Annotated in this window: 19 protein-coding genes; 10 read left to right on the top strand and 9 right to left on the bottom strand. The window is 65.1% G+C overall.

Annotated features, from left to right (window positions below; genetic code table 11):
• Window positions 1–74 precede the first annotated feature (74 nt).
• Window positions 75–1109, top strand: coding sequence for an IS110 family RNA-guided transposase (locus E2I15_RS33355; protein WP_155262156.1), 1035 nt, complete (start codon window positions 75–77; stop codon window positions 1107–1109).
• Between the two features lie 571 nt (window positions 1110–1680).
• Here the strand turns inward: E2I15_RS33355 and E2I15_RS33350 are convergent.
• Window positions 1681–2319 (bottom strand): J domain-containing protein, encoded by a 639-nt coding sequence (locus E2I15_RS33350; RefSeq protein ID WP_016843555.1) that lies wholly within the window; start codon window positions 2317–2319, stop codon window positions 1681–1683.
• Between the two features lie 109 nt (window positions 2320–2428).
• Between E2I15_RS33350 and E2I15_RS33345 the strand changes: the two genes are divergently transcribed.
• Both E2I15_RS33345 and E2I15_RS33340 read left to right on the top strand, forming a co-directional pair.
• On the top strand, window positions 2429–2704 hold the full coding sequence (locus tag E2I15_RS33345) for a BolA family protein (RefSeq protein ID WP_137482797.1): 276 nt from the start codon (window positions 2429–2431) through the stop codon (window positions 2702–2704).
• 118 nt (window positions 2705–2822) lie between these two features.
• Window positions 2823–3272, top strand: coding sequence for a hypothetical protein (locus tag E2I15_RS33340; protein WP_137482798.1), 450 nt, complete (start codon window positions 2823–2825; stop codon window positions 3270–3272).
• 180 nt (window positions 3273–3452) lie between these two features.
• On the opposite strand, the gene E2I15_RS33335 is transcribed toward E2I15_RS33340, so the two are convergent.
• The 3 genes from E2I15_RS33335 to E2I15_RS33325 all read right to left on the bottom strand — a co-directional run bounded on the left by E2I15_RS33335 (window position 3453) and on the right by E2I15_RS33325 (window position 6651).
• The gene (locus E2I15_RS33335) at window positions 3453–4760 is read right to left on the bottom strand and encodes an HlyC/CorC family transporter (protein WP_137482799.1); all 1308 of its coding nucleotides are present in this window, start codon (window positions 4758–4760) and stop codon (window positions 3453–3455) included.
• Between the two features lie 119 nt (window positions 4761–4879).
• Window positions 4880–6022, bottom strand: coding sequence for a 3-dehydroquinate synthase (aroB, locus tag E2I15_RS33330; protein WP_137482800.1), 1143 nt, complete (start codon window positions 6020–6022; stop codon window positions 4880–4882).
• The gene (locus tag E2I15_RS33325; RefSeq protein WP_137482801.1) at window positions 6022–6651 is read right to left on the bottom strand and encodes a shikimate kinase; all 630 of its coding nucleotides are present in this window, start codon (window positions 6649–6651) and stop codon (window positions 6022–6024) included. The genes aroB and E2I15_RS33325 overlap by 1 nt, the downstream gene beginning before the upstream one ends.
• A 145-nt stretch (window positions 6652–6796) precedes the next feature.
• Here E2I15_RS33325 and E2I15_RS33320 point away from each other — a divergent pair, with 145 nt between their 5' ends.
• The 4 genes from E2I15_RS33320 to E2I15_RS33305 all read left to right on the top strand — a co-directional run bounded on the left by E2I15_RS33320 (window position 6797) and on the right by E2I15_RS33305 (window position 10929).
• Window positions 6797–6943: a hypothetical protein gene (locus tag E2I15_RS33320; RefSeq protein WP_016843561.1), complete on the top strand. Its 147-nt coding sequence runs from the start codon at window positions 6797–6799 to the stop codon at window positions 6941–6943.
• Between the two features lie 16 nt (window positions 6944–6959).
• A complete protein-coding gene (gene xerD / locus E2I15_RS33315; protein WP_137482802.1) occupies window positions 6960–7955 on the top strand; it encodes a site-specific tyrosine recombinase XerD in 996 nt (331 codons plus the stop codon).
• Window positions 7956–8219: 264 nt separating this feature from the next.
• A complete protein-coding gene (locus E2I15_RS33310) occupies window positions 8220–9182 on the top strand; it encodes an acetyl-CoA carboxylase carboxyltransferase subunit alpha (protein WP_018269178.1) in 963 nt (320 codons plus the stop codon).
• Window positions 9183–9411: 229 nt separating this feature from the next.
• Window positions 9412–10929, top strand: a complete 1518-nt coding sequence (locus E2I15_RS33305) for a L,D-transpeptidase family protein (RefSeq protein WP_137482803.1) — start codon at window positions 9412–9414, stop codon at window positions 10927–10929.
• A 513-nt stretch (window positions 10930–11442) separates the two neighbouring features.
• On the opposite strand, the gene E2I15_RS33300 is transcribed toward E2I15_RS33305, so the two are convergent.
• Together E2I15_RS33300 and E2I15_RS33295 are read right to left on the bottom strand one after the other, a co-directional pair.
• On the bottom strand, window positions 11443–11673 hold the full coding sequence (locus E2I15_RS33300) for a hypothetical protein (RefSeq protein WP_137482804.1): 231 nt from the start codon (window positions 11671–11673) through the stop codon (window positions 11443–11445).
• Window positions 11674–11741: 68 nt separating this feature from the next.
• Window positions 11742–12818, bottom strand: a complete 1077-nt coding sequence (locus tag E2I15_RS33295; RefSeq protein ID WP_137482805.1) for a flavodoxin family protein — start codon at window positions 12816–12818, stop codon at window positions 11742–11744.
• Between the two features lie 198 nt (window positions 12819–13016).
• Here E2I15_RS33295 and E2I15_RS33290 point away from each other — a divergent pair, with 198 nt between their 5' ends.
• From E2I15_RS33290 to E2I15_RS33280, 3 genes are read left to right on the top strand one after another with little or no spacing between them, the layout of a single operon-like run.
• Window positions 13017–13634 carry a phosphatase PAP2 family protein gene (locus E2I15_RS33290; protein WP_137482806.1) on the top strand — a complete coding sequence of 206 codons (618 nt, stop codon included), beginning with the start codon at window positions 13017–13019 and terminating at the stop codon, window positions 13632–13634.
• A complete protein-coding gene (locus tag E2I15_RS33285) occupies window positions 13631–13978 on the top strand; it encodes a DUF3147 family protein (protein WP_137482807.1) in 348 nt (115 codons plus the stop codon). The genes E2I15_RS33290 and E2I15_RS33285 overlap by 4 nt, the downstream gene beginning before the upstream one ends.
• A complete protein-coding gene (locus E2I15_RS33280; protein ID WP_137482808.1) occupies window positions 13975–14463 on the top strand; it encodes a hypothetical protein in 489 nt (162 codons plus the stop codon). The genes E2I15_RS33285 and E2I15_RS33280 overlap by 4 nt, the downstream gene beginning before the upstream one ends.
• A gap of 6 nt (window positions 14464–14469) precedes the next feature.
• Here E2I15_RS33280 and E2I15_RS33275 read toward each other — a convergent pair whose 3' ends face one another.
• From E2I15_RS33275 to E2I15_RS33265, 3 genes are read right to left on the bottom strand one after another with little or no spacing between them, the layout of a single operon-like run.
• On the bottom strand, window positions 14470–15171 hold the full coding sequence (locus tag E2I15_RS33275) for a branched-chain amino acid ABC transporter ATP-binding protein (protein WP_038387036.1): 702 nt from the start codon (window positions 15169–15171) through the stop codon (window positions 14470–14472).
• Entirely contained in the window at window positions 15164–15898 is a 735-nt protein-coding gene (locus tag E2I15_RS33270) for an ABC transporter ATP-binding protein (protein WP_137482809.1), read from the bottom strand. Before E2I15_RS33270 ends, E2I15_RS33275 begins: the two co-directional genes overlap by 8 nt.
• A complete protein-coding gene (locus E2I15_RS33265) occupies window positions 15885–16979 on the bottom strand; it encodes a branched-chain amino acid ABC transporter permease (RefSeq protein WP_246729468.1) in 1095 nt (364 codons plus the stop codon). The genes E2I15_RS33270 and E2I15_RS33265 overlap by 14 nt, the downstream gene beginning before the upstream one ends.
• Between the last annotated feature and the right edge of the window lie 3 nt (window positions 16980–16982).

Below are 16982 nucleotides of genomic sequence, written 5' to 3'. Positions count from 1 at the left end.
GGCGGTCGTCCCTCAAACTGATGGTGTCAACGGAGTCGGGCAAGACCCGCTCCAAGCATCATTAAGGGACGACCATGTATCACTATGCAGGAATCGACGTGTCTTTGGAATGCTCTACGATTTGCGTTGTTGATGGCGCGGGCAAGATTTTGCGGGAGGCGAAGGTTGCCAGCGAGCCGGCGGCCCTGATCGCCTGGTTCCGATCGCTGGGCGTGAGCCTCGAGCGGATCGGGCTGGAAGCAGGACCGCTGTCGCAATGGCTCTATGGGGCGCTGCGTGATGCGGGCCTTGCGGTGGAATTGTTGGAGACGCGGCATGTCCGCGACGCCTTCAAGGCGATGCCGGTGAAGTCGGACCGCAATGATGCCCGCGGCATCGCCCAGCTGATGCGGCTGGGCTGGTTCCGGCCGGTGCACTGCAAGTCGATCGAAGCACAGGAGACCCGCGCGATCCTGACGGCGCGCAAGCTGCTGCAGTCGAAACTGCGCGATGTCGAGAACAGCGTGCGCGGCGTGCTGCGAGGCTTTGGCCTGAAGGTAGGCAAGACCACCGAGCGCAGCTTCGCCGGCCGCATCAGGGAGCTCGTCGCCGGCCATCCCGGGCTTGAACTGGTGGCGAAGGCGCTGCTCGAGGCCCATGCCGTGGTGCTGCGCGAGTTCAATGGTCTGGATAAACACACCCAGAAGCTCGCCAGATCGCATCCTCCAGCCCGACTTCTCATGACCACGCCGGCAGTCGGCCCGATCGTGGCTCTCACCTATGCCGCGGCGATCGATGATCCGACCAGGTTCCGCTCATCGAAGGCAACCGGCGCGCATTTTGGGCTGACCCCGAAGAAGTACCAATCAGGACAAACTGACTACAGCGGTCGCATCAGCAAGATCGGCGATGCTTCGGTCCGCGAAGCGCTATACCAGGCCGCTCATGTCATGCTGACCAAACCGCTCAAGGGCTGCTCGGCTCTGAAGAGCTGGGCGATGCGGATCGCCAGGCGCGCAGGCATGAGCAAGGCCAAGGTGGCCCTGGCGCGCAAGCTTGCCGTGATCCTGCATCGCATGCTCACCGACGCAAAACCGTTCAATCCGATGGCCAAGGGTGCCGTCATCTAAGCAAGAAGCATCAGCCGAATCCGGGCGGGCCACAACACCAGGCCTTCCCTGAGCGAAGTCCCTTGCCGGGACGACGGATCCGGTCAGGCCGCCATCCGGGAAGTTGGCTCACAACCACGCTTCCGTAGATTGGCCGGCCGGCTCCTCTCATGCACCCCATCAGGCGACGGCCATCGCGCGCCGATCCCGTACAGAAGCAAGTGCCCGGCAAGCGGATGACGCAAAAAGGGATTGACTAACCCAGGCCCGTGACAGAAGCCCGGATGGAGCCAACGGGTCGCGCGAACGCGCGCCCGATGACGGGCTCCGCGAAATCCGGGAAACGGTGTAGCCGCGGATGGAAGAGCCCCGGATTGCGCTGCGCTTCATCCGAGCTACAAAACTGCACCGTTGAACGGCGGCGGAGCCACAAAACTCCGCCGTCGTCCATGCCTGGTGCGCAATTGCGCGCGGGAGCAGGGACCCATACGCTGCGGCCAACAATGGGGCAGCTGGCAAACATCTCGCGTGAACAATGACCGCCGATGGTTATGGACCCCTGCTCTCGCAGCGGTGACCGGGACGAGAGAGCTCAGGCCTCGCGCACCACGGTCTTCAGATAATTGTACGCCTTGATGATCTCGATCAGGCGATCCTCGGTGGAACGGTCGCCGCCATTGGCGTCGGGATGGTGCTGCTTGACCAGCGCCTTGTATTTCGACTTGACGTCTTCGAGCGTCGCCTCGGCCCCTAACCCCATCACCTGCAGCGCCTTGCGCTCAGCGTTCATGACCTTGCGGGTCTCGGGCTTGGGCTCCGCGCCGCCCGGTCCGGGGCGCCAGCGGCCACGGCCGTTAAGCTCGGAGAACACGTGGAACGGATCGGAGGCGGCATCGAGACCGCTGTCGCCCTTCTTGCCGTTGTTGGCACCCATCTTCCAGGTTGGACGGTGGCCGGTCAGCGCGTCCTTCTGGTAGCGCGCGACATCGTCAGGATTCATGCCCTGGAAGAAATTGTAGGACTGGTTGTATTCGCGGACGTGATCGAGACAGAAGTGCCAATACTCGCGCGAATTCTCGCGGCCTTTCGGGGCGCGATGCGCGCCCTTGTTCTGGCAACCCGCCCACTCGCAGGTCACAGCCTGCTCGCCGGCCTGCGCCTGGCGCTTCGCACTCACCTTGGTCGGCTTGATGCGAATGGAGTCGAAGAATTTTGATGAATCGATCGGCATGTTCTCTTTGACTACGCAATGCACAAATCTTCAAGTCTTGACATTGCGCAGACCTCGTTTCCCGCTTGCACCATTGACGAAAAGCTGTCGCCAACCTAACTCCGCCGCCATGAGCACCAAAGACGCTATCATAAACAAGTTGCGTGAAGCTTTCTTGCCGGAAAGCCTCGACGTGGTCGATGAGTCACATCTGCATGAGGGCCACGCCGGCCACAGGCCAGGCGGGGAGACGCATTTCCGGGTGTATATTGTGTCTCCGGCCTTCGAAGGGAAGAGCCGGATCGAATGCCATCGCATGATAAATGCGACGCTGGCGCAGGAACTCGCCGGCTCGGTGCATGCGCTGGCGATCCACGCCCACGGCCCCGGGGAAAAGCCGCGCTAGTTCGCGCTTGCCTCAAGACGAAGCGGTGGTTTTCCTTTATGAGAACAGGATGGACCTGCTCCATAGGCGAGCAGGTGAAACCACGGATTGCACCGCGACGCATGATATGGGGCCATTGATGATCCCTTGCTGGCCACGTTTCCGGTCGATCGTCACCGCCGCCGGCCTGCTCCTGATCAGCGCGATGCGCCCGGCCTCGGCGCTGGACATGCCGAGCCCGTTCGTCCAGGAGGTGCTGATCAAGAGCATCCTGGTGTCGCTCAATGATGCGGTGGCCGCCAACAATTTCACCGTGTTCCATGCCAAGATCTCAAAGCCGTTCCGCGACCAGTTTCCGCCCGACAAGCTCAAGACCATCTTCAAGGATCTGGTCGACAAGCATGCGGTGTTCGACGCCGTGGTGGCCAAGCCCATCGTGCTCGATGAGGACGCCAAGGTCGACGACAAGGGCGTACTGCGGCTGAAAGGCCATTTCGACACCACGCCCAAGCAGGTGAAGTTTCAGCTCGGCTTCATCCCCTCCGACGGCGCGTGGAAGCTGTCGGGTATCTCGATCGATATCGAGTAGCATTCGGAACATCTGCCAGATCCGTCATCCCCGCGCAAAGGCTTCGCCTTTATCGTTGAGGAGGCCGCAGCGCGGCCGTCTCGAAGGATGCACGGCCCGGCTGGTGGCCGTCGACCCTTCGAGGCTCGCTCCGCTCGCACCTCAGGGTGACGGTGGCGGATTTGCGCTTGCCGCCCAGCCCTAGAACGCCGTCCCCGCCCGCTTCGGCTTCTTCTCGTCCAGTTCTGTCTCGCGCGGGACGGCGACGATGCGCAGCGCGGTGATGCGGTTGCGCTCGCGGCGGAGCACGCGGAAGCGGAAGCCGTAGAACGTGAAGCTCTGGCCGCGCTCCGGGATCGAGCGCGCCTCGTGGATCACGAGGCCGGCGACCGTGGTCGCCTCCTCGTCAGGCAGGCGCCAGTCCATCGCGCGGTTGAGATCGCGGATCGGCACCGAGCCGTCCACCACGACCGAGCCATCCGGCTGCGCACGCACGCCGGCAACGACGACGTCGTGCTCGTCGGAGATGTCGCCGACGATCTCCTCCAGGATGTCCTCCAGCGTCACCATGCCTTCGACCTCGCCATACTCGTCGACCACGAGGGCGAAGTGGGTCTTGCGGCGGCGGAACGCCTTCAGCTGTTCGGAGACCGGACGCATCTCCGGCACGAACCAGGGCGGCAGCGCGATCGCGGTGGCATCGATCGCGGACATGTCGCCCTCGTTGGCACGCATCGCGCGCAGCAGATCCTTGGCGTGGAGCACGCCGACGATGTTCTCCGGCTTCTCGCGCCACAACGGAATGCGGGTGTATTCGCTCGCCAGCACCTCGCGCACCAGTTCCTCGGGCGGCAGGTCGGCGTTGACCATGGTCATCTCGGTGCGATGGACCATGACGTCGGAGACCTGCAGCTCGCTGAGATCCAGCAACCCGCCGAGCATGTCGCGATCCTGCTTCTCGACCTTGCCTTCGTGATGCAAGAGATCGACCGCGCCGCGCAGACGCTCGGTCGGCGACAGCACCGCCTGATGGGCCCCGACCTTGATGCCGAGCAGCTTCATCAGCGCCAGCACGATTACCTCGATGATGGTGAGCAGCGGCCCCAGCACGAAGATCGTCAGCCGCATCGGCCGCGCGACCAGAAGCGAGATTCGGTCGGGCGCGTTGATTGCGATGGTCTTGGGCAGCACCTCGGCGAACACCACGACCATCACGGTCATGACCGCGGTGGCGTAGAGCACGCCGACATCGCCGAACCAGGCGGTGAACACGCCGGTCGCCAGCGCCGAGGCGCCGATATTGGCGATGTTGTTACCGAGCAGCAGCGCGCCGATCATGCGCTCGCGCATGTTGAACAGCTTCGACACCACACTGGCATCGGTGTTGCCCTGCTTCGACAGCCGCAGCATGCTGGCGCGCGAGGCGCCGGTCAGCGCCGTCTCACTCGCCGCGAAAAACGCCGAGATGAACAGACAGAGCAGCACGATCGAGAAGGTGAACCATCCCACTGAATTGATCCGTGGTTAGAGCATGATCCGGAAACGTGTGCAGCGGTTTTCCGAAAAGATCATGCTCAAATCAAAAAGAATAGAGTGGGATGACGATCCGAAGAAGAGTTCATCCCGTTCTAGGCCTTCAGCTTGGCTTGCAGGAAGTCGCGCACCGGCTGCGGCTCGACATTGTTGGCGATCACGGCGCGGCCGACGGCCTCCAGCAGGATGAAGGTGAGCTTGCCGCGCTTGACCTTCTTGTCCTGCGCCATCAGCGCCAGGAGCGCGTCGGCGTCGGCAAGACCTTCCTGCGCGAAACCTGCGATATCCTGCAGGCGCGTCGGCAATCCGACCGCGGACAGATGACGCGCGATGCGCCCCGCATCGTCGGACGAGATCATGCCGAGCTGCGCCGAGAATTCCGCCGCGAGCACCATGCCGACCGCGACGCCCTCGCCGTGGAACAGTCGGTCCGAAAAGCCGGTCGCGGCTTCCAGCGCATGGCCGAAGGTGTGGCCGAGATTGAGCAGCGCCCGCTCGCCGGTCTCGCGCTCGTCACGGGACACAACGCCGGCCTTGGCACGGCACGAAGTCGCGATCGCGTGCTCGCGCCCCGCGCCGCCAGCGAAGATGTCGGCATGGTTCTTCTCGAGCCAGGCGAAGAAGGCCTCGTCACCGAGGATGCCGTATTTCGCGACCTCGGCGTAGCCGGCGCGGAACTGGCGCGGCGACAGCGTGTCGAGCACCGAGGTGTCGGCGACGACCAGCACAGGCTGGTGGAACGCGCCGATCAGGTTCTTGCCCTGCGGCGAGTTGATGCCGGTCTTGCCGCCGACGGAGGAATCGACCTGTGCGAGCAGCGAGGTCGGCACCTGCACGAAATCGACGCCGCGGCGCAGGATCGCGGCCGCGAAGCCGGCGAGATCGCCGACCACGCCGCCGCCGAGCGCGATGACGAGGTCGTTGCGCTCGATCTTCGCTGCGATCAGGGCTTCGCTGACCTCGGTCAGCGTGGCGTAGCTCTTCGAGCCCTCGCCCTCCTCGACCACGATTCGCGACGTCGGCACGCCTGCCGCGGCGAGCGACGCCTCGGTCGGCTCCAGCCAGTGCTTCGCGACGGTACGGTCGGTGACGATGGCGGTACGCACGCCGGGCCGCAGCGCCGCGACACGCTCGCCGAGTGACTGCAGCACGTCGCGGCCGATGACGATGTCGTAGGCGCGGTCGCCGAGCGCGACGTCGACGGTAACGGAGGCAGAATGTTTCAAGGGCGCAGTCATCAGGTCGCGTTCAATCCATCAGCTGGTGGCTCGTCGGCCGGACGCGCACCGCACAGATGCGCATGCAGGGCCTCGAGGCATTCGTCGACGATGCGGTCGTGCGGCACGTCGCGCGAGGCAATCGTCAGATCGGCATTCCGGTAGACCGGCTCGCGCTCGCTGAGCAGGCGGTTGACGGTCGCTTCGGGGTCGGGGGTGTGCAACAGCGGACGGTCGGCGCGGCGGCGCACCCGGCGCATGATGATATCACTGTCGGCCTTGAGCCAGATCGAGATCGCGCGGTCGCGGATCCGGTTGCGGGTCTCCTCGCGCATGAAGGCGCCGCCGCCGGTCGCCAGCACGATCGGGCCGTTATCGAGGATGCGGGCGATCACCCGCGCCTCGCCGTCGCGGAAATACGGCTCGCCATGGGTCTCGAAGATCTCCGGGATCGTCATCCGAGCCGCTGCCTCGATCTCGGTGTCGGCATCGGCGAACGGCAGCTTGAGCCGCGCCGCCACCCGCCGGCCGATGGTCGACTTGCCGGCCCCCATCATGCCGACCAGCACGATCGACCGCGTCCCCAGCACGGCCGCGATGTCGGCCTCCAGGGTCGGGTGGGTGGGCGCCGGTACGGCTGCGTCGGACATCAAAAAGCTCGGATATTGGGACGAATTGTTCAGAATTCGAGCCACCTATACTACCCCCGGCGACACCCTTACCAGCGACTCTTGCAACCGCGCGGGGAACATGTTGGATGATTTCATTGGTTAATTCGCCGCCCGAGTCGCCTCCATGCCCAGCCTGTTCCGCTTCCTGACGGTCGTCGCCGTGATTTTCGGGATCGGCTACGGCATCGTCTTCGCGCTGGCGAATTTCGTGCACCCGAAACCGCGGGAAATGACGGTGACCATCCCACCGGATAAGTTCCTCAAGAAATAAGCGCTATGATTCTGGCATGCCCGCTGCTGCCAAACATCCCGCCAAGACCGAAACCAGGACCCTCGCCAAGTCCTCCGACGCCAAGCTGACCGCGTTGTTCCTCGACATGCTCGCCGCGGAACAGGGCGCAGGCGCCAACACGCTCGACGCCTACCGGCGCGACCTCACCGATTTCTCCGACTACCTCGCTCGTGCCGGCGCCGATTTCAGCAGCGCCGACACCGAGACGCTGCGCGGCTACCTCGCCGACCTCGATACCCGCGGCTTCAAGTCGACCAGCGTGGCGCGGCGGCTGTCGGCGATGCGACATCTCTACCGTTTCCTGCTCAACGAGCGGATCCGCAGCGACGATCCGGCCGCGATCCTGTCCGGCCCGAAGCGCGGCCGCGGCCTGCCCAAGGTGCTGTCGATCGCCGACGTCGACCGCATGCTGACCCGGGCCAAGGAGCTGACCCAGACCGACGTCTCTCCGGCGCAGCGGCTGCGCGCGCTGCGGCTCTACTGCCTGCTCGAGGTGCTCTACGCCACCGGCCTGCGCGTCTCCGAGCTGGTGTCGCTGCCGGTCTCCGCGGCGCGGCGCGATGCGCGGATGATCGTGGTGCGCGGCAAGGGCAACAAGGAACGGCTGGTGCCGCTGAACGACGCCTCGCGCCAAGCGATGGCGGACTATCTCGCCGCGCTGGAGGTGATGCAGCCGAAGGCGAAGAAGGCCGCGCCGTCGAAATGGCTGTTTCCCTCCTCCGGCGAGAGCGGTCATCTGACCCGGCAGCATTTCGCCCGCGACCTGAAGGAGCTCGCGGGCGCCTCCGGCCTTGCGCCGCGGCTGGTCTCCCCGCACGTGCTGCGTCATGCGTTTGCCAGCCATCTGCTGCACAATGGCGCGGACCTGCGCATCGTGCAGACCCTGCTCGGCCACACCGACATCTCGACCACCCAGATCTACACCCATGTGGTCGAGGAGCGGCTGAAGAGCCTGGTCCGCGACCTGCACCCGTTGGCGGAGAAGTCCTAGGATCCGTAACCTGGATGAAGCGCAGCGAAATCCGGGATTGGTATTTCCGCCGATATAGCTTGCCGGATTGCGCTTCGCTCCATCCGGGCTACGAGCAATCCGCCTTGACTTCCGCTTCGTCTCCGCAGAAAGAGCGTCACCTGCTTGCGATCCCGAAGCGTGCATTCCACCCGGATGCGCGTTAACCATTTGAAGTTACAAAGCTTCTCTTTCCGACGCCGAAACCGCTTCGCCCCTCGCACCGTTCCTCCCTATATTGAGTTGATGCCCGACCCAATGCGCAGCTATCTCGACTTCGAAAAACCCGTCGCCGAGCTTGAATCCAAGATCGACGAGTTGCGTGCGCTTGCCGCGAGCGGCAGCGACATCGGCGACGAGGTCGCGCGGATCGAGGACAAGGCGGCGCAGGCACTCACCGAGCTCTATTCCAATCTGACGCCGTGGCAGAAGACGCTGGTGGCGCGGCATCCGCAGCGGCCGCACTTCACCGATTTCATCGGCGGCCTGATCACCGAATTCACGCCGATGGCCGGCGACCGCAAATTCGCCGACGACGAGGCCCTGGTCGGCGGCTTCGGCCGCTTCCGCGGCGAAAGCATCTGCGTGGTCGGCCAGGAGAAGGGCGCCACCACCGAGAGCCGCATCAAGCACAATTTCGGCATGGCGCGCCCCGAAGGCTACCGCAAGGCGGTGCGCCTGATGGAAATGGCCGACCGGTTCGGCATCCCGGTGCTGTCGATCGTCGATTCCGCCGGCGCCTATCCCGGCATCGGCGCCGAAGAGCGCGGCCAGGCCGAGGCGATCGCCCGCTCGACCGACGCCTGCCTGTCGCTCGGCGTGCCCAATGTCGCGATCGTCACCGGCGAAGGCATGTCGGGCGGCGCCATCGCCATCACCACGGCGAACCGCGTCCTGATGATGGAGCACGCGATCTACAGCGTGATCTCGCCGGAGGCGGCATCCTCGATCCTGTGGCGCGACGGCACCAAGGCGCAGGAAGCCGCCAACAGCATGAAGATCACCGCCCAGGACATGCTGCGCTTCGGCGTGATCGACCAGATCCTGAAGGAGCCCTCGGGCGGCGCTCATCGCGACCCCGCCGCGATGATCGCGACCACCGGCGACGCCATCGCCCAGGCGCTCAACGATCTACGAAATCTTGATCCGGACGCGATTCGCAAACAGCGGCGCCAGAAGTTTCTCGATATCGGCCGCAAGCTCGGCTGAGGCGCCCAAACCGCCCGATTTTTCGCCCAAATCGACCAATTTTGCCCTAATTGGGCCCCGAGCCGGGTCTTTAACATTCCTTGAACCATGCCTGCTACCGTGAGGGCTGTCCGCCCCGGTTCAGGTTGCGAGCAGGGGTCGTCGAAGGCTAATATTTTACACAATGGCTTCAGGGCATATTCGCCGTGTTGGGGTCGCGAAAATCGCCCGGTGGGTGTGGAGCTCGGACTTGACTCATCGCACGCTCGTACGCGCGCTTCTGACCTCGGCGGTCCTCGCCGCAGGCGTCATGCTCGCCGGTTGTGACAGCGACCAGATCTCGCTCGCGCAAAACGCCAAGGCCAACCAGCCGGTCCCGCCAAAGCTCGTCGCTGCCATGACCGAAAAGGACATGGACATGCAGTCGCCGATCCTGGTGCGGCTGTTCAAGCAGGAGGCCGAGCTCGAGGTCTGGAAGCAGAACCGCTCCGGCCAGTTCGCGCTGCTCAAGACCTATCCGATCTGCCGCTGGTCGGGCGATCTCGGTCCGAAAGTCCGCGAGGGTGACCGCCAGGCGCCCGAGGGGTTCTACTCGATCAACCCGAGCCAGATGAACCCGCAATCGGCCTATTACCTGTCGTTCAACACCGGCTATCCCAACGCCTTCGACAAGGCGCTCGGCCGCACCGGCTCGCAGCTGATGGTGCATGGCGACTGCTCCTCGCGCGGCTGCTACGCGATGACCGACGAGCAGATCGCGGAAATCTATTCGCTTGGCCGCGAGTCCTTCTTCGGCGGTCAGAAGGCGTTCCAGCTGCAGGCCTATCCGTTCCGGATGACGCCGGTGAACATGGCCAAGCACCGCAACAATCCGAACATGCCGTTCTGGAAAATGATCAAGGAAGGCTATGATCATTTCGAGGTGACGAAGCAGGAGCCGAAGGTCGATTTCTGCGAGAAGAAGTATGTGTTCGACGCGGTGAAGGCGCCGGGCGCGACACGCGATCCGGTGTTCGACGCCTCCGCGAAGTGCCCGGCCTATGTGATCCCCGAGGAGATCGCAAGCGCCGTGCACGAGAAAGAGCAGAAGGACGCCGCCGAGACCGCCAAGCTGGTGTCCAAGGGCACGCCCGTTGCGCGCCTCAACACCGGCATCGACGGCGGCATGAATGCGATCTTCGCCTCGAAGATTCCGGAAGGAAGCACCGGCCTCTCCGAAGGCGGCGACAGCCAGGCGCTGGCGTCGATGTCGCTGGCGCGCGCGCCGGGCACGATCCCCGGTACGGTCAATCCGCCGAAGCCCAATCTCGCGGTCCAGCAGGAAGAGCCGATCGTGGCGACGACGTCGTCGACCCCGGCCGCGACGTCGTCGGCCGCATCGTCGGCCGGCACCCGCGTTGCCTCGGCGAACGCGTCCGACAAATCCGCCTCTGACAAATCCACCTCTGACAAATCCGAAGGCTTCTTCTCCAGCTTTGCCCGCAAGGTCGGCATCGGCGGCACCGCCGACGCCAGCAAGACGACCGCGCCACCGGCTCCGGTCGCTGCCGCACCGGCCAAGCCGAAGGTCGCCGAGGCCAAGCCGCAATCGGTGGTTCGCATCGCCCCCAAGGCTGAGCCGAAGCAGGCCGCCAAGCCCGCACCGAAGCCGGCAGTGACCACCGCCGCAGCCGCCGCACCGGCCCCGACATCGTCGACCCAACTCGCCGGCTCCGCGCCGGTGGTGCAGACCAACTCGTTCGACACCCGCTTCTCGGCGGTCAAGTAGGCGCAGCGCTCTCCCCTGTCGTCCTGGCCTTCGCCAGGAAGACGGCGGTGGATGGTCCTCGATTCATGGTGACAAACGCGCGGTGTCATCACCCGCGCATGCGGGTGATCAGTATTCCAGAGACGCCAGTGCCTGAGCCGAGAGGCCGCCGCTTCTCCCGGCTGTCGTCGTCCTGGCGGAAAGCCAGGGCCGATAACCACCGAACTTGATCGTGAACGGGATCGGAGCCCCAGCGTCGCGCAACAATTGAGATTTGGGGTAATGGGTCCTGCCTTTCCGCCAGGACGACATTGACGGCATTGCGCGACCTGTGAGTTACACATCCGCATTCTCGTGACATGATGTGCCCGAGCTTTGCTCTTCACTCCGCCCTCTCGGTTGGCAGAGGGCGCAGGGAAAGGCGGATGCCGATCGTACCCAAGGCGTCAAGCCGGCACGATTTCGCCGTCCACCGCCCGCAGACGCCTCGTCGCCGCCACGCCGTCGCGTCACATGCGCGCTGGCAGACGACCGTTACATTCCGTGGCTTTCGAAAACCTTCTTGCAGCTCCGGCTCAGGCTGGCCCGCTTCATCTGAAGACAGTTCTGCACGGCACCGTCATTGCCGAGGTCCTTCCGGCAGAAGCGCTGTGCATCGCGCGTACACGCGCTCTGTTCCGCTGGCGTACCGGAATGCTGCGCCAGCGCGACGCCGCTGCTCATGACGGCAGCGGCAAGAAGAGCTGCAATCGAAACATTGCGCATTGTGACTTCCTCCCGCGGCCTAACGGACAGCCGGGGCGCTTCGTTCCTTTGGGAACCCGGATTCCAGCCTACTTCGGCTGCGGGTCCTCGAGCCCCTTGCCGGGATCTTCCAGATGTCCGGTGCGTGCGAGGTCGACGGCGGCGCCGAGCGCCAGCGCGACATTACGCACCTGTTCCTGAAAGGCCTTGTCTTCGTCGAGTTCGCGATGCGACGTCGCATAGGACTTCATGTAGCCGACATAGCCATCGATCTCGGCCCTGCCGCCGGCCGAGATCAACTCCATGCCGGTGAGCCAGTCAGCAAGAAAGCGGCGGCACGTCTCCGCGCCGACGCTGTCGCCGTGGACCACGATGCCGAAATGCCGGCCGCGCAAATGCTTGGGGTATGGCCAGCCCTTGAGTTCGAGCGCCTTGGCCTTGCTCGCGATCTTGCCATGGGTTGAGGTCGGATCGGGATTGCCGCCATCGGCGCAGACCAAGCGATCGATCATCGCCTTAAGCCCGGTCGGCGTCTGGTACCAGTTGACCGGCGAGATGATCATGATGCCGTGCGCGCGCACCCACAGCGGATAGATCTCGTTCATCCAGTCGTCGGTTTGCCCGAGCGAGTAGTTCGGATAGCAGCTGCACGGCCAGTGGCAGAGCGCCATCGAGGTGGAGACGCAGGACTTGCAGGGATGAATCTCCCTGCCGAACTCTGACGTCAGCCGCGACAGATCGAGCACATCGACCGCGAGGCCCGTCTCGCGGAAGGCGGACTCGGCGATCTCGACCATGCGCCAGCTTTTCGACATCTCGCCGGGACAAGTATGTTCGCTGCGCGAGGAGCCGTTGATCAGCAGGATATGCGGCGCTTCGTTTGGATCGTCGTGCCTGCGCTGCGCTTCATCGATGGCATCGCGCGCGGAAAGCCAATCGACCGCGAGATCATAGTCGGGATCGGCAAAGCCGGGGCCGGCCTTGCGGGTGACCGGCGCCTTGCGCGAATGACGGTAGGCGTCCCAGGCGCCGGCGATGATCGTCGCAAGCTCCGTCTGCATGGATTGAAAGACCGGATCGGCAAACCGCTTCCGGTAGCGCCGTTCGAATTCATCGCGGGAGAGCTTGACCGGCGGCATCCCCTTGCGAACGTCCGGCTCCGTCATCGACACCTCTCCCTGACTACAGTCCATCGCCCGCCCTGCATCCCGGTTGGCGCGCGAAGCCTCGGGATGAAACCTTGGGATCAGGTCGAGACGGGCAGAAGTTCAAGACCACCGATCTGCATTTGGTTCCTCCGGGCGACGCCCTGCACGCCCGTTAGGACCCATGCCGCGGCTGGTGCGTTGGATGGGAACCTGACCATGCTTACGACAGCCCGAGTTCGCCGCCAGCGCGGCGCCCCCTTCCCCATCACCATTCGCCCGACCGCGGCGGACGCCATGATTGCGCGTGCGATCGCCCGCAACACCGCGCCTGCGCCGGAAGAGATCGCCCGCGGACTGACTTGGGGCGCTGACGAAAAGGTCCTGCTTGCACTCGCCGCCGCCGGCTGGCTCGCCTCTCGCGGGCGCGGCGCCTCGCTCGAGCGCGCCGGCAATCACGCGCTGCTGGTGACGGTCGCAGCATCGCTGCTGCCGCATGGCCTGAAATTGCTGTTCAATCAGACCCGCCCGGATCGCTTGACCGTGGTCGGCCACGCCAACGGCATCCCGATCTCGGGCAAGCGCGACGACGCCTTTCCATCCGGCCACGCGCTGCATATGGGCGCGCTGGCGTCGGCGGCCGCGACATTGCCCGCCGGCGCGCGCCGCGCGATCCAGGCGGTTGCGGTCGGCCTCTCGCTGACGCGCATTGTGGTCCTCGCACACTGGACGAGCGACGTGGTCGCGGGATTTGGGCTCGGCGCGGTTCTCGAGCGGCTGCTGCGATTATGGACCGGCTATCCCGGCGACGATCCGCCGCGGAGCAAGGCGCGATGAGCGAATATGTCATCCGCTTTCTCGTGGGCGGAGCCGTGGTGTCGGCCTTCGCGATGCTGGGCGACATTCTGCGTCCGAAGAGCTTTGCCGGCCTGTTCGGCGCGGCGCCGTCGGTTGCGCTCGCCACCCTCGGCATTGCCGTGTACCAGCACGGCGCCGACTACGCCGGCCTGCAGAGCCGCGCGATGATGGCCGGCGCCGTTGCGCTGGCCATCTACAGCTTCGTGGTCTGCCAACTGCTGATTCGCGTGAGACTCCGCGCCGCCCCCGCCACATTGCTGGCGCTGATCGTCTGGCTCGCGATCGTGTTCGGCTTGCTGGGGATTGCCGGAGGGCAGGCATGACACCGGTCCGCATCTCACTGTCCTCGCTCAGGGAAAGCCGCTGGACTGAATATCCGATCCGCTTCGTGCTCGGTGGCGGTGTCACCGTCGCGACCGGCCTGATCAGCAGCACTTGCGGCGCTTATGTCGGCGGCGCCTTTCTGGCGCTCCCTGCCATCTTCTGCGCCAGCGCGACCTTGATCGAGAAGCATGAAATCCGCCGCAAGCGGAACGCCGGCCTCGATGGCACATGGCGCGGGCAGCAGGCCGCGGCGCTCGATGCAGCGGGCGCAGCGCTGGGCGCGGTCGGCATGCTGGCATTTGCCGTCGTCTTCTCGCTGACGGTGGATCGCAGCGTCGCGGCCGCCTTCATCGCCGCATCGCTGGCCTGGCTGATCTGCTCGGTCGCGGCCTGGTATGTGCGTCGCGAGATGCGATCGGCACGGCAGACGCGGACGCCGGGAGACGGGGTGAGCGGGCGGAAGGCCGACCGCCTGCCGCATTGAAGCCTGCTACGGCGCCAGATAGCGCAGCAGTTCCGGATCGCTCCGCACCTCGCTCGCGCCGCCCTGCAGCGCGACGCGGCCGCGGTCCAGCACATAGGCATAGTCGGCAACGCGCAGCGCGAGGTCGAGATGCTGCTCGACGATCACGACCGAGATGCTCTTCGCGAGCTCGATCAGCCGCTCGGTGATCTCCTCGATCACGCCGATCCAGACGCCTTCGGTCGGCTCGTCCAGCAGCAGCAGTTTTGGATTGCCGAGCATGGCGCGGCCGATCGCCAGCATCTTGCGCTCGCCGCCGGACAGCGTGCCGGCCGGCTGGTCGAGCCGCTGGCCGAGTTTCGGGAAGATCGCCAGCACGCGATCGACCGCGCTGGCATCCGGATTGAACAGCGAGCCAACCGCGAGGTTGTCGCGCACCGACAGGCGGGCGAACACCGAATGCTCCTGCGGCACATAGCCGATGCCGGAGCGCACCCGCTCCTCGGTGCGGCGCCGCGTGATGTCGCGGCCGTCGAAGAACAACTCGCCTTGCGAGCTTGCCAGCTCGCCGACGATGGTCTTCATCAGCGTGGTCTTGCCGGCGCCGTTGCGGCCGAGCACGGCGACGCCGCCGCGCCAGGGAATGCCGATGTTGACATCGAACAGAACCTGGCTGCGGCCATAACCGGCATCGAGATGCCGGATATCGAGGAAGGTTTGCTCAGGCACGGCGAAGATAGATCTCCTGGACGCTTTTGTTGGCCTGGATTTCCGCGACTGTTCCCGAGGCCAGCACCTTGCCCTGGTCGAGCACGGTGAGGCGGTCGCAGATGTCGCGGATGAAATCGAGGTCGTGTTCGACGATGACGAGCGAGCAATGCTGCTTGATCGGCTGCAACAGCTCGCCGGTGACGCGGCGCTCCTCGAGGCTCATGCCGCCGGTCGGCTCGTCCAGCAGCAACAGCCGCGGCTTGCCGGCGAGCGCCATCGCGATCTCGAGCCATTGCTGCTGGCCGTGCGACAGCGCCGCGGCGGCATCATGCGCGCGATCGGCGAGCCGGAACTGGGTCAGCATCGTCATCACCTGATCGTGCAGGCTCTTGCGGGTACGCGAGAACACCAGGTCGAACAGCGAGCAGTGCGCCTGCAGCGCCAGCAGGATGTTGTCGTACAGCGTCAGCGTCGGCAGCACCGAGGTGATCTGGAACTTCAGGCTCATGCCGGCGCGGGCGCGCTCGGTCGGCGTGAACGCCGTGATGTCGGTGTTGACGAAGGAGACCTTGCCCGTGGTCGGCACCTCGGCGCCGGCGACGCATTTCATCAGCGTGCTCTTCCCCGAGCCGTTGGGACCGATCAGGCCGTGGAACTCGTTCTCGCCGACGGTCAGCGCCGCACCGTCGAGCGCAGTTAGCTTGCCGAACACCTTGCTGATGCCTTGCGCCTCAAGGAGCGGCATTGCCGGTCTCCTTCGGGGCTTTGCCGAAACTGCCGACCCGCTCGCGCTCGCCGAGCACGAAGGAGATCAGCCCGAGCGGGCGGAACATGATGACGAGCAGCAGCAGCACGCCAAGGATGATCGGCCAGACGTCGCGGTAATTGTCCGACAGCCAGAAGCTGACGCCCTCAATGATCACAGTGCCGATCACGGCGCCGATCAAGGTGCCGGAGCCGCCGAACAAAACGTAGAGCACGACCTGGGTCGAGAACACGACGCCCAGCATGTTGGGCCAGACGAAACCCTCGTGGAAGGCATAGAGGCTGCCGGCGAGACCGGCGATGGTGCCGCCGACCGCGAAGATGATCGCCTTCAGGTGCTGCGCCTTGTAGCCGAAGAAGGCGATGCGCTGCTCGTTCTCGCGCAGCCCCGCGAGCGCGAGGCCAAATTGCGAGCGCACCAGGAAGCGGCAGAGCAGATAGACGACCACGAGGATGCCGAGCACCATGTAGTAGTAGATCGGGCCCTCTTCGAACTCGTAGCTGCCGAGGGTGAGCGGCGGGATCGACGGGATGCCGTTCTGGCCGCCGAGATAGTACCAGCCGCGCGCCAGCCGGTCCGCGGCATAGGAGCCGGTCAGGGTGCCGAGCGAGACGAAGATCACGCTCGAGGGATAGCGCCCGAGCAGCAGGAAGCCGCCGAGCAGCAGCGACGCAGTGAGCCAGATCAAGGTGCCGGCGGGCAGGATCAGCAGGATCGAGGTGACGTTGAGGTCGCGTGCCAAGAGAGCCACGCCGTAGCCGGCGGCGCCGAAGAACAGCGCCTGGCCGAAGCTCATGATGCCGGCGTAGCCCCACACCAGGTCGAACGACAGCGCGAACAGCGCGAGGATCACCACGCGGGTGGCGAACACCGTGAGATAATCCTGCAGCACCCATGGCAGGACCAGCGCAATCAACAGCACCAGCCCTTCCACGATCGGCAGGACCTTCCATCCCGCCGATGCTCGTCCCGCCGGCGCGCTTGCGGCCGGTGCACCCTCGCCCGTCACGACATCTGGTTCCTCACCGACGCGTGCGACGGCCTCTCTTGCTCCAACCATGGA

The organism is Bradyrhizobium sp. BR2003 (assembly GCF_009720285.1).
Classification (GTDB): Bacteria; Pseudomonadota; Alphaproteobacteria; order Rhizobiales; family Xanthobacteraceae; genus Bradyrhizobium; species Bradyrhizobium elkanii.
The sequence above is the reverse complement of the archived record's forward strand: the minus strand, read 5'-3'. Positions and strand labels throughout refer to the sequence as shown.

Coding starts and splice junctions, on each gene's coding strand:
- aroB (WP_137482800.1), bottom strand. CDS start 6,022: ATGACTGCGCCCTTGAAACATTCTGCCTCCGTTACCGTCGACGTCGCG.
- E2I15_RS33325 (WP_137482801.1), bottom strand. CDS start 6,651: ATGTCCGACGCAGCCGTACCGGCGCCCACCCACCCGACCCTGGAGGCC.
- E2I15_RS33355 (WP_155262156.1), top strand. CDS start 75: ATGTATCACTATGCAGGAATCGACGTGTCTTTGGAATGCTCTACGATT.
- E2I15_RS33300 (WP_137482804.1), bottom strand. CDS start 11,673: ATGCGCAATGTTTCGATTGCAGCTCTTCTTGCCGCTGCCGTCATGAGC.
- E2I15_RS33345 (WP_137482797.1), top strand. CDS start 2,429: ATGAGCACCAAAGACGCTATCATAAACAAGTTGCGTGAAGCTTTCTTG.
- E2I15_RS33285 (WP_137482807.1), top strand. CDS start 13,631: ATGAGCGAATATGTCATCCGCTTTCTCGTGGGCGGAGCCGTGGTGTCG.
- E2I15_RS33310 (WP_018269178.1), top strand. CDS start 8,220: ATGCCCGACCCAATGCGCAGCTATCTCGACTTCGAAAAACCCGTCGCC.
- E2I15_RS33350 (WP_016843555.1), bottom strand. CDS start 2,319: ATGCCGATCGATTCATCAAAATTCTTCGACTCCATTCGCATCAAGCCG.
- E2I15_RS33290 (WP_137482806.1), top strand. CDS start 13,017: ATGCTTACGACAGCCCGAGTTCGCCGCCAGCGCGGCGCCCCCTTCCCC.
- E2I15_RS33320 (WP_016843561.1), top strand. CDS start 6,797: ATGCCCAGCCTGTTCCGCTTCCTGACGGTCGTCGCCGTGATTTTCGGG.
- E2I15_RS33280 (WP_137482808.1), top strand. CDS start 13,975: ATGACACCGGTCCGCATCTCACTGTCCTCGCTCAGGGAAAGCCGCTGG.
- xerD (WP_137482802.1), top strand. CDS start 6,960: ATGCCCGCTGCTGCCAAACATCCCGCCAAGACCGAAACCAGGACCCTC.
- E2I15_RS33265 (WP_246729468.1), bottom strand. CDS start 16,979: ATGGTTGGAGCAAGAGAGGCCGTCGCACGCGTCGGTGAGGAACCAGAT.
- E2I15_RS33295 (WP_137482805.1), bottom strand. CDS start 12,818: ATGACGGAGCCGGACGTTCGCAAGGGGATGCCGCCGGTCAAGCTCTCC.
- E2I15_RS33270 (WP_137482809.1), bottom strand. CDS start 15,898: ATGCCGCTCCTTGAGGCGCAAGGCATCAGCAAGGTGTTCGGCAAGCTA.
- E2I15_RS33340 (WP_137482798.1), top strand. CDS start 2,823: ATGATCCCTTGCTGGCCACGTTTCCGGTCGATCGTCACCGCCGCCGGC.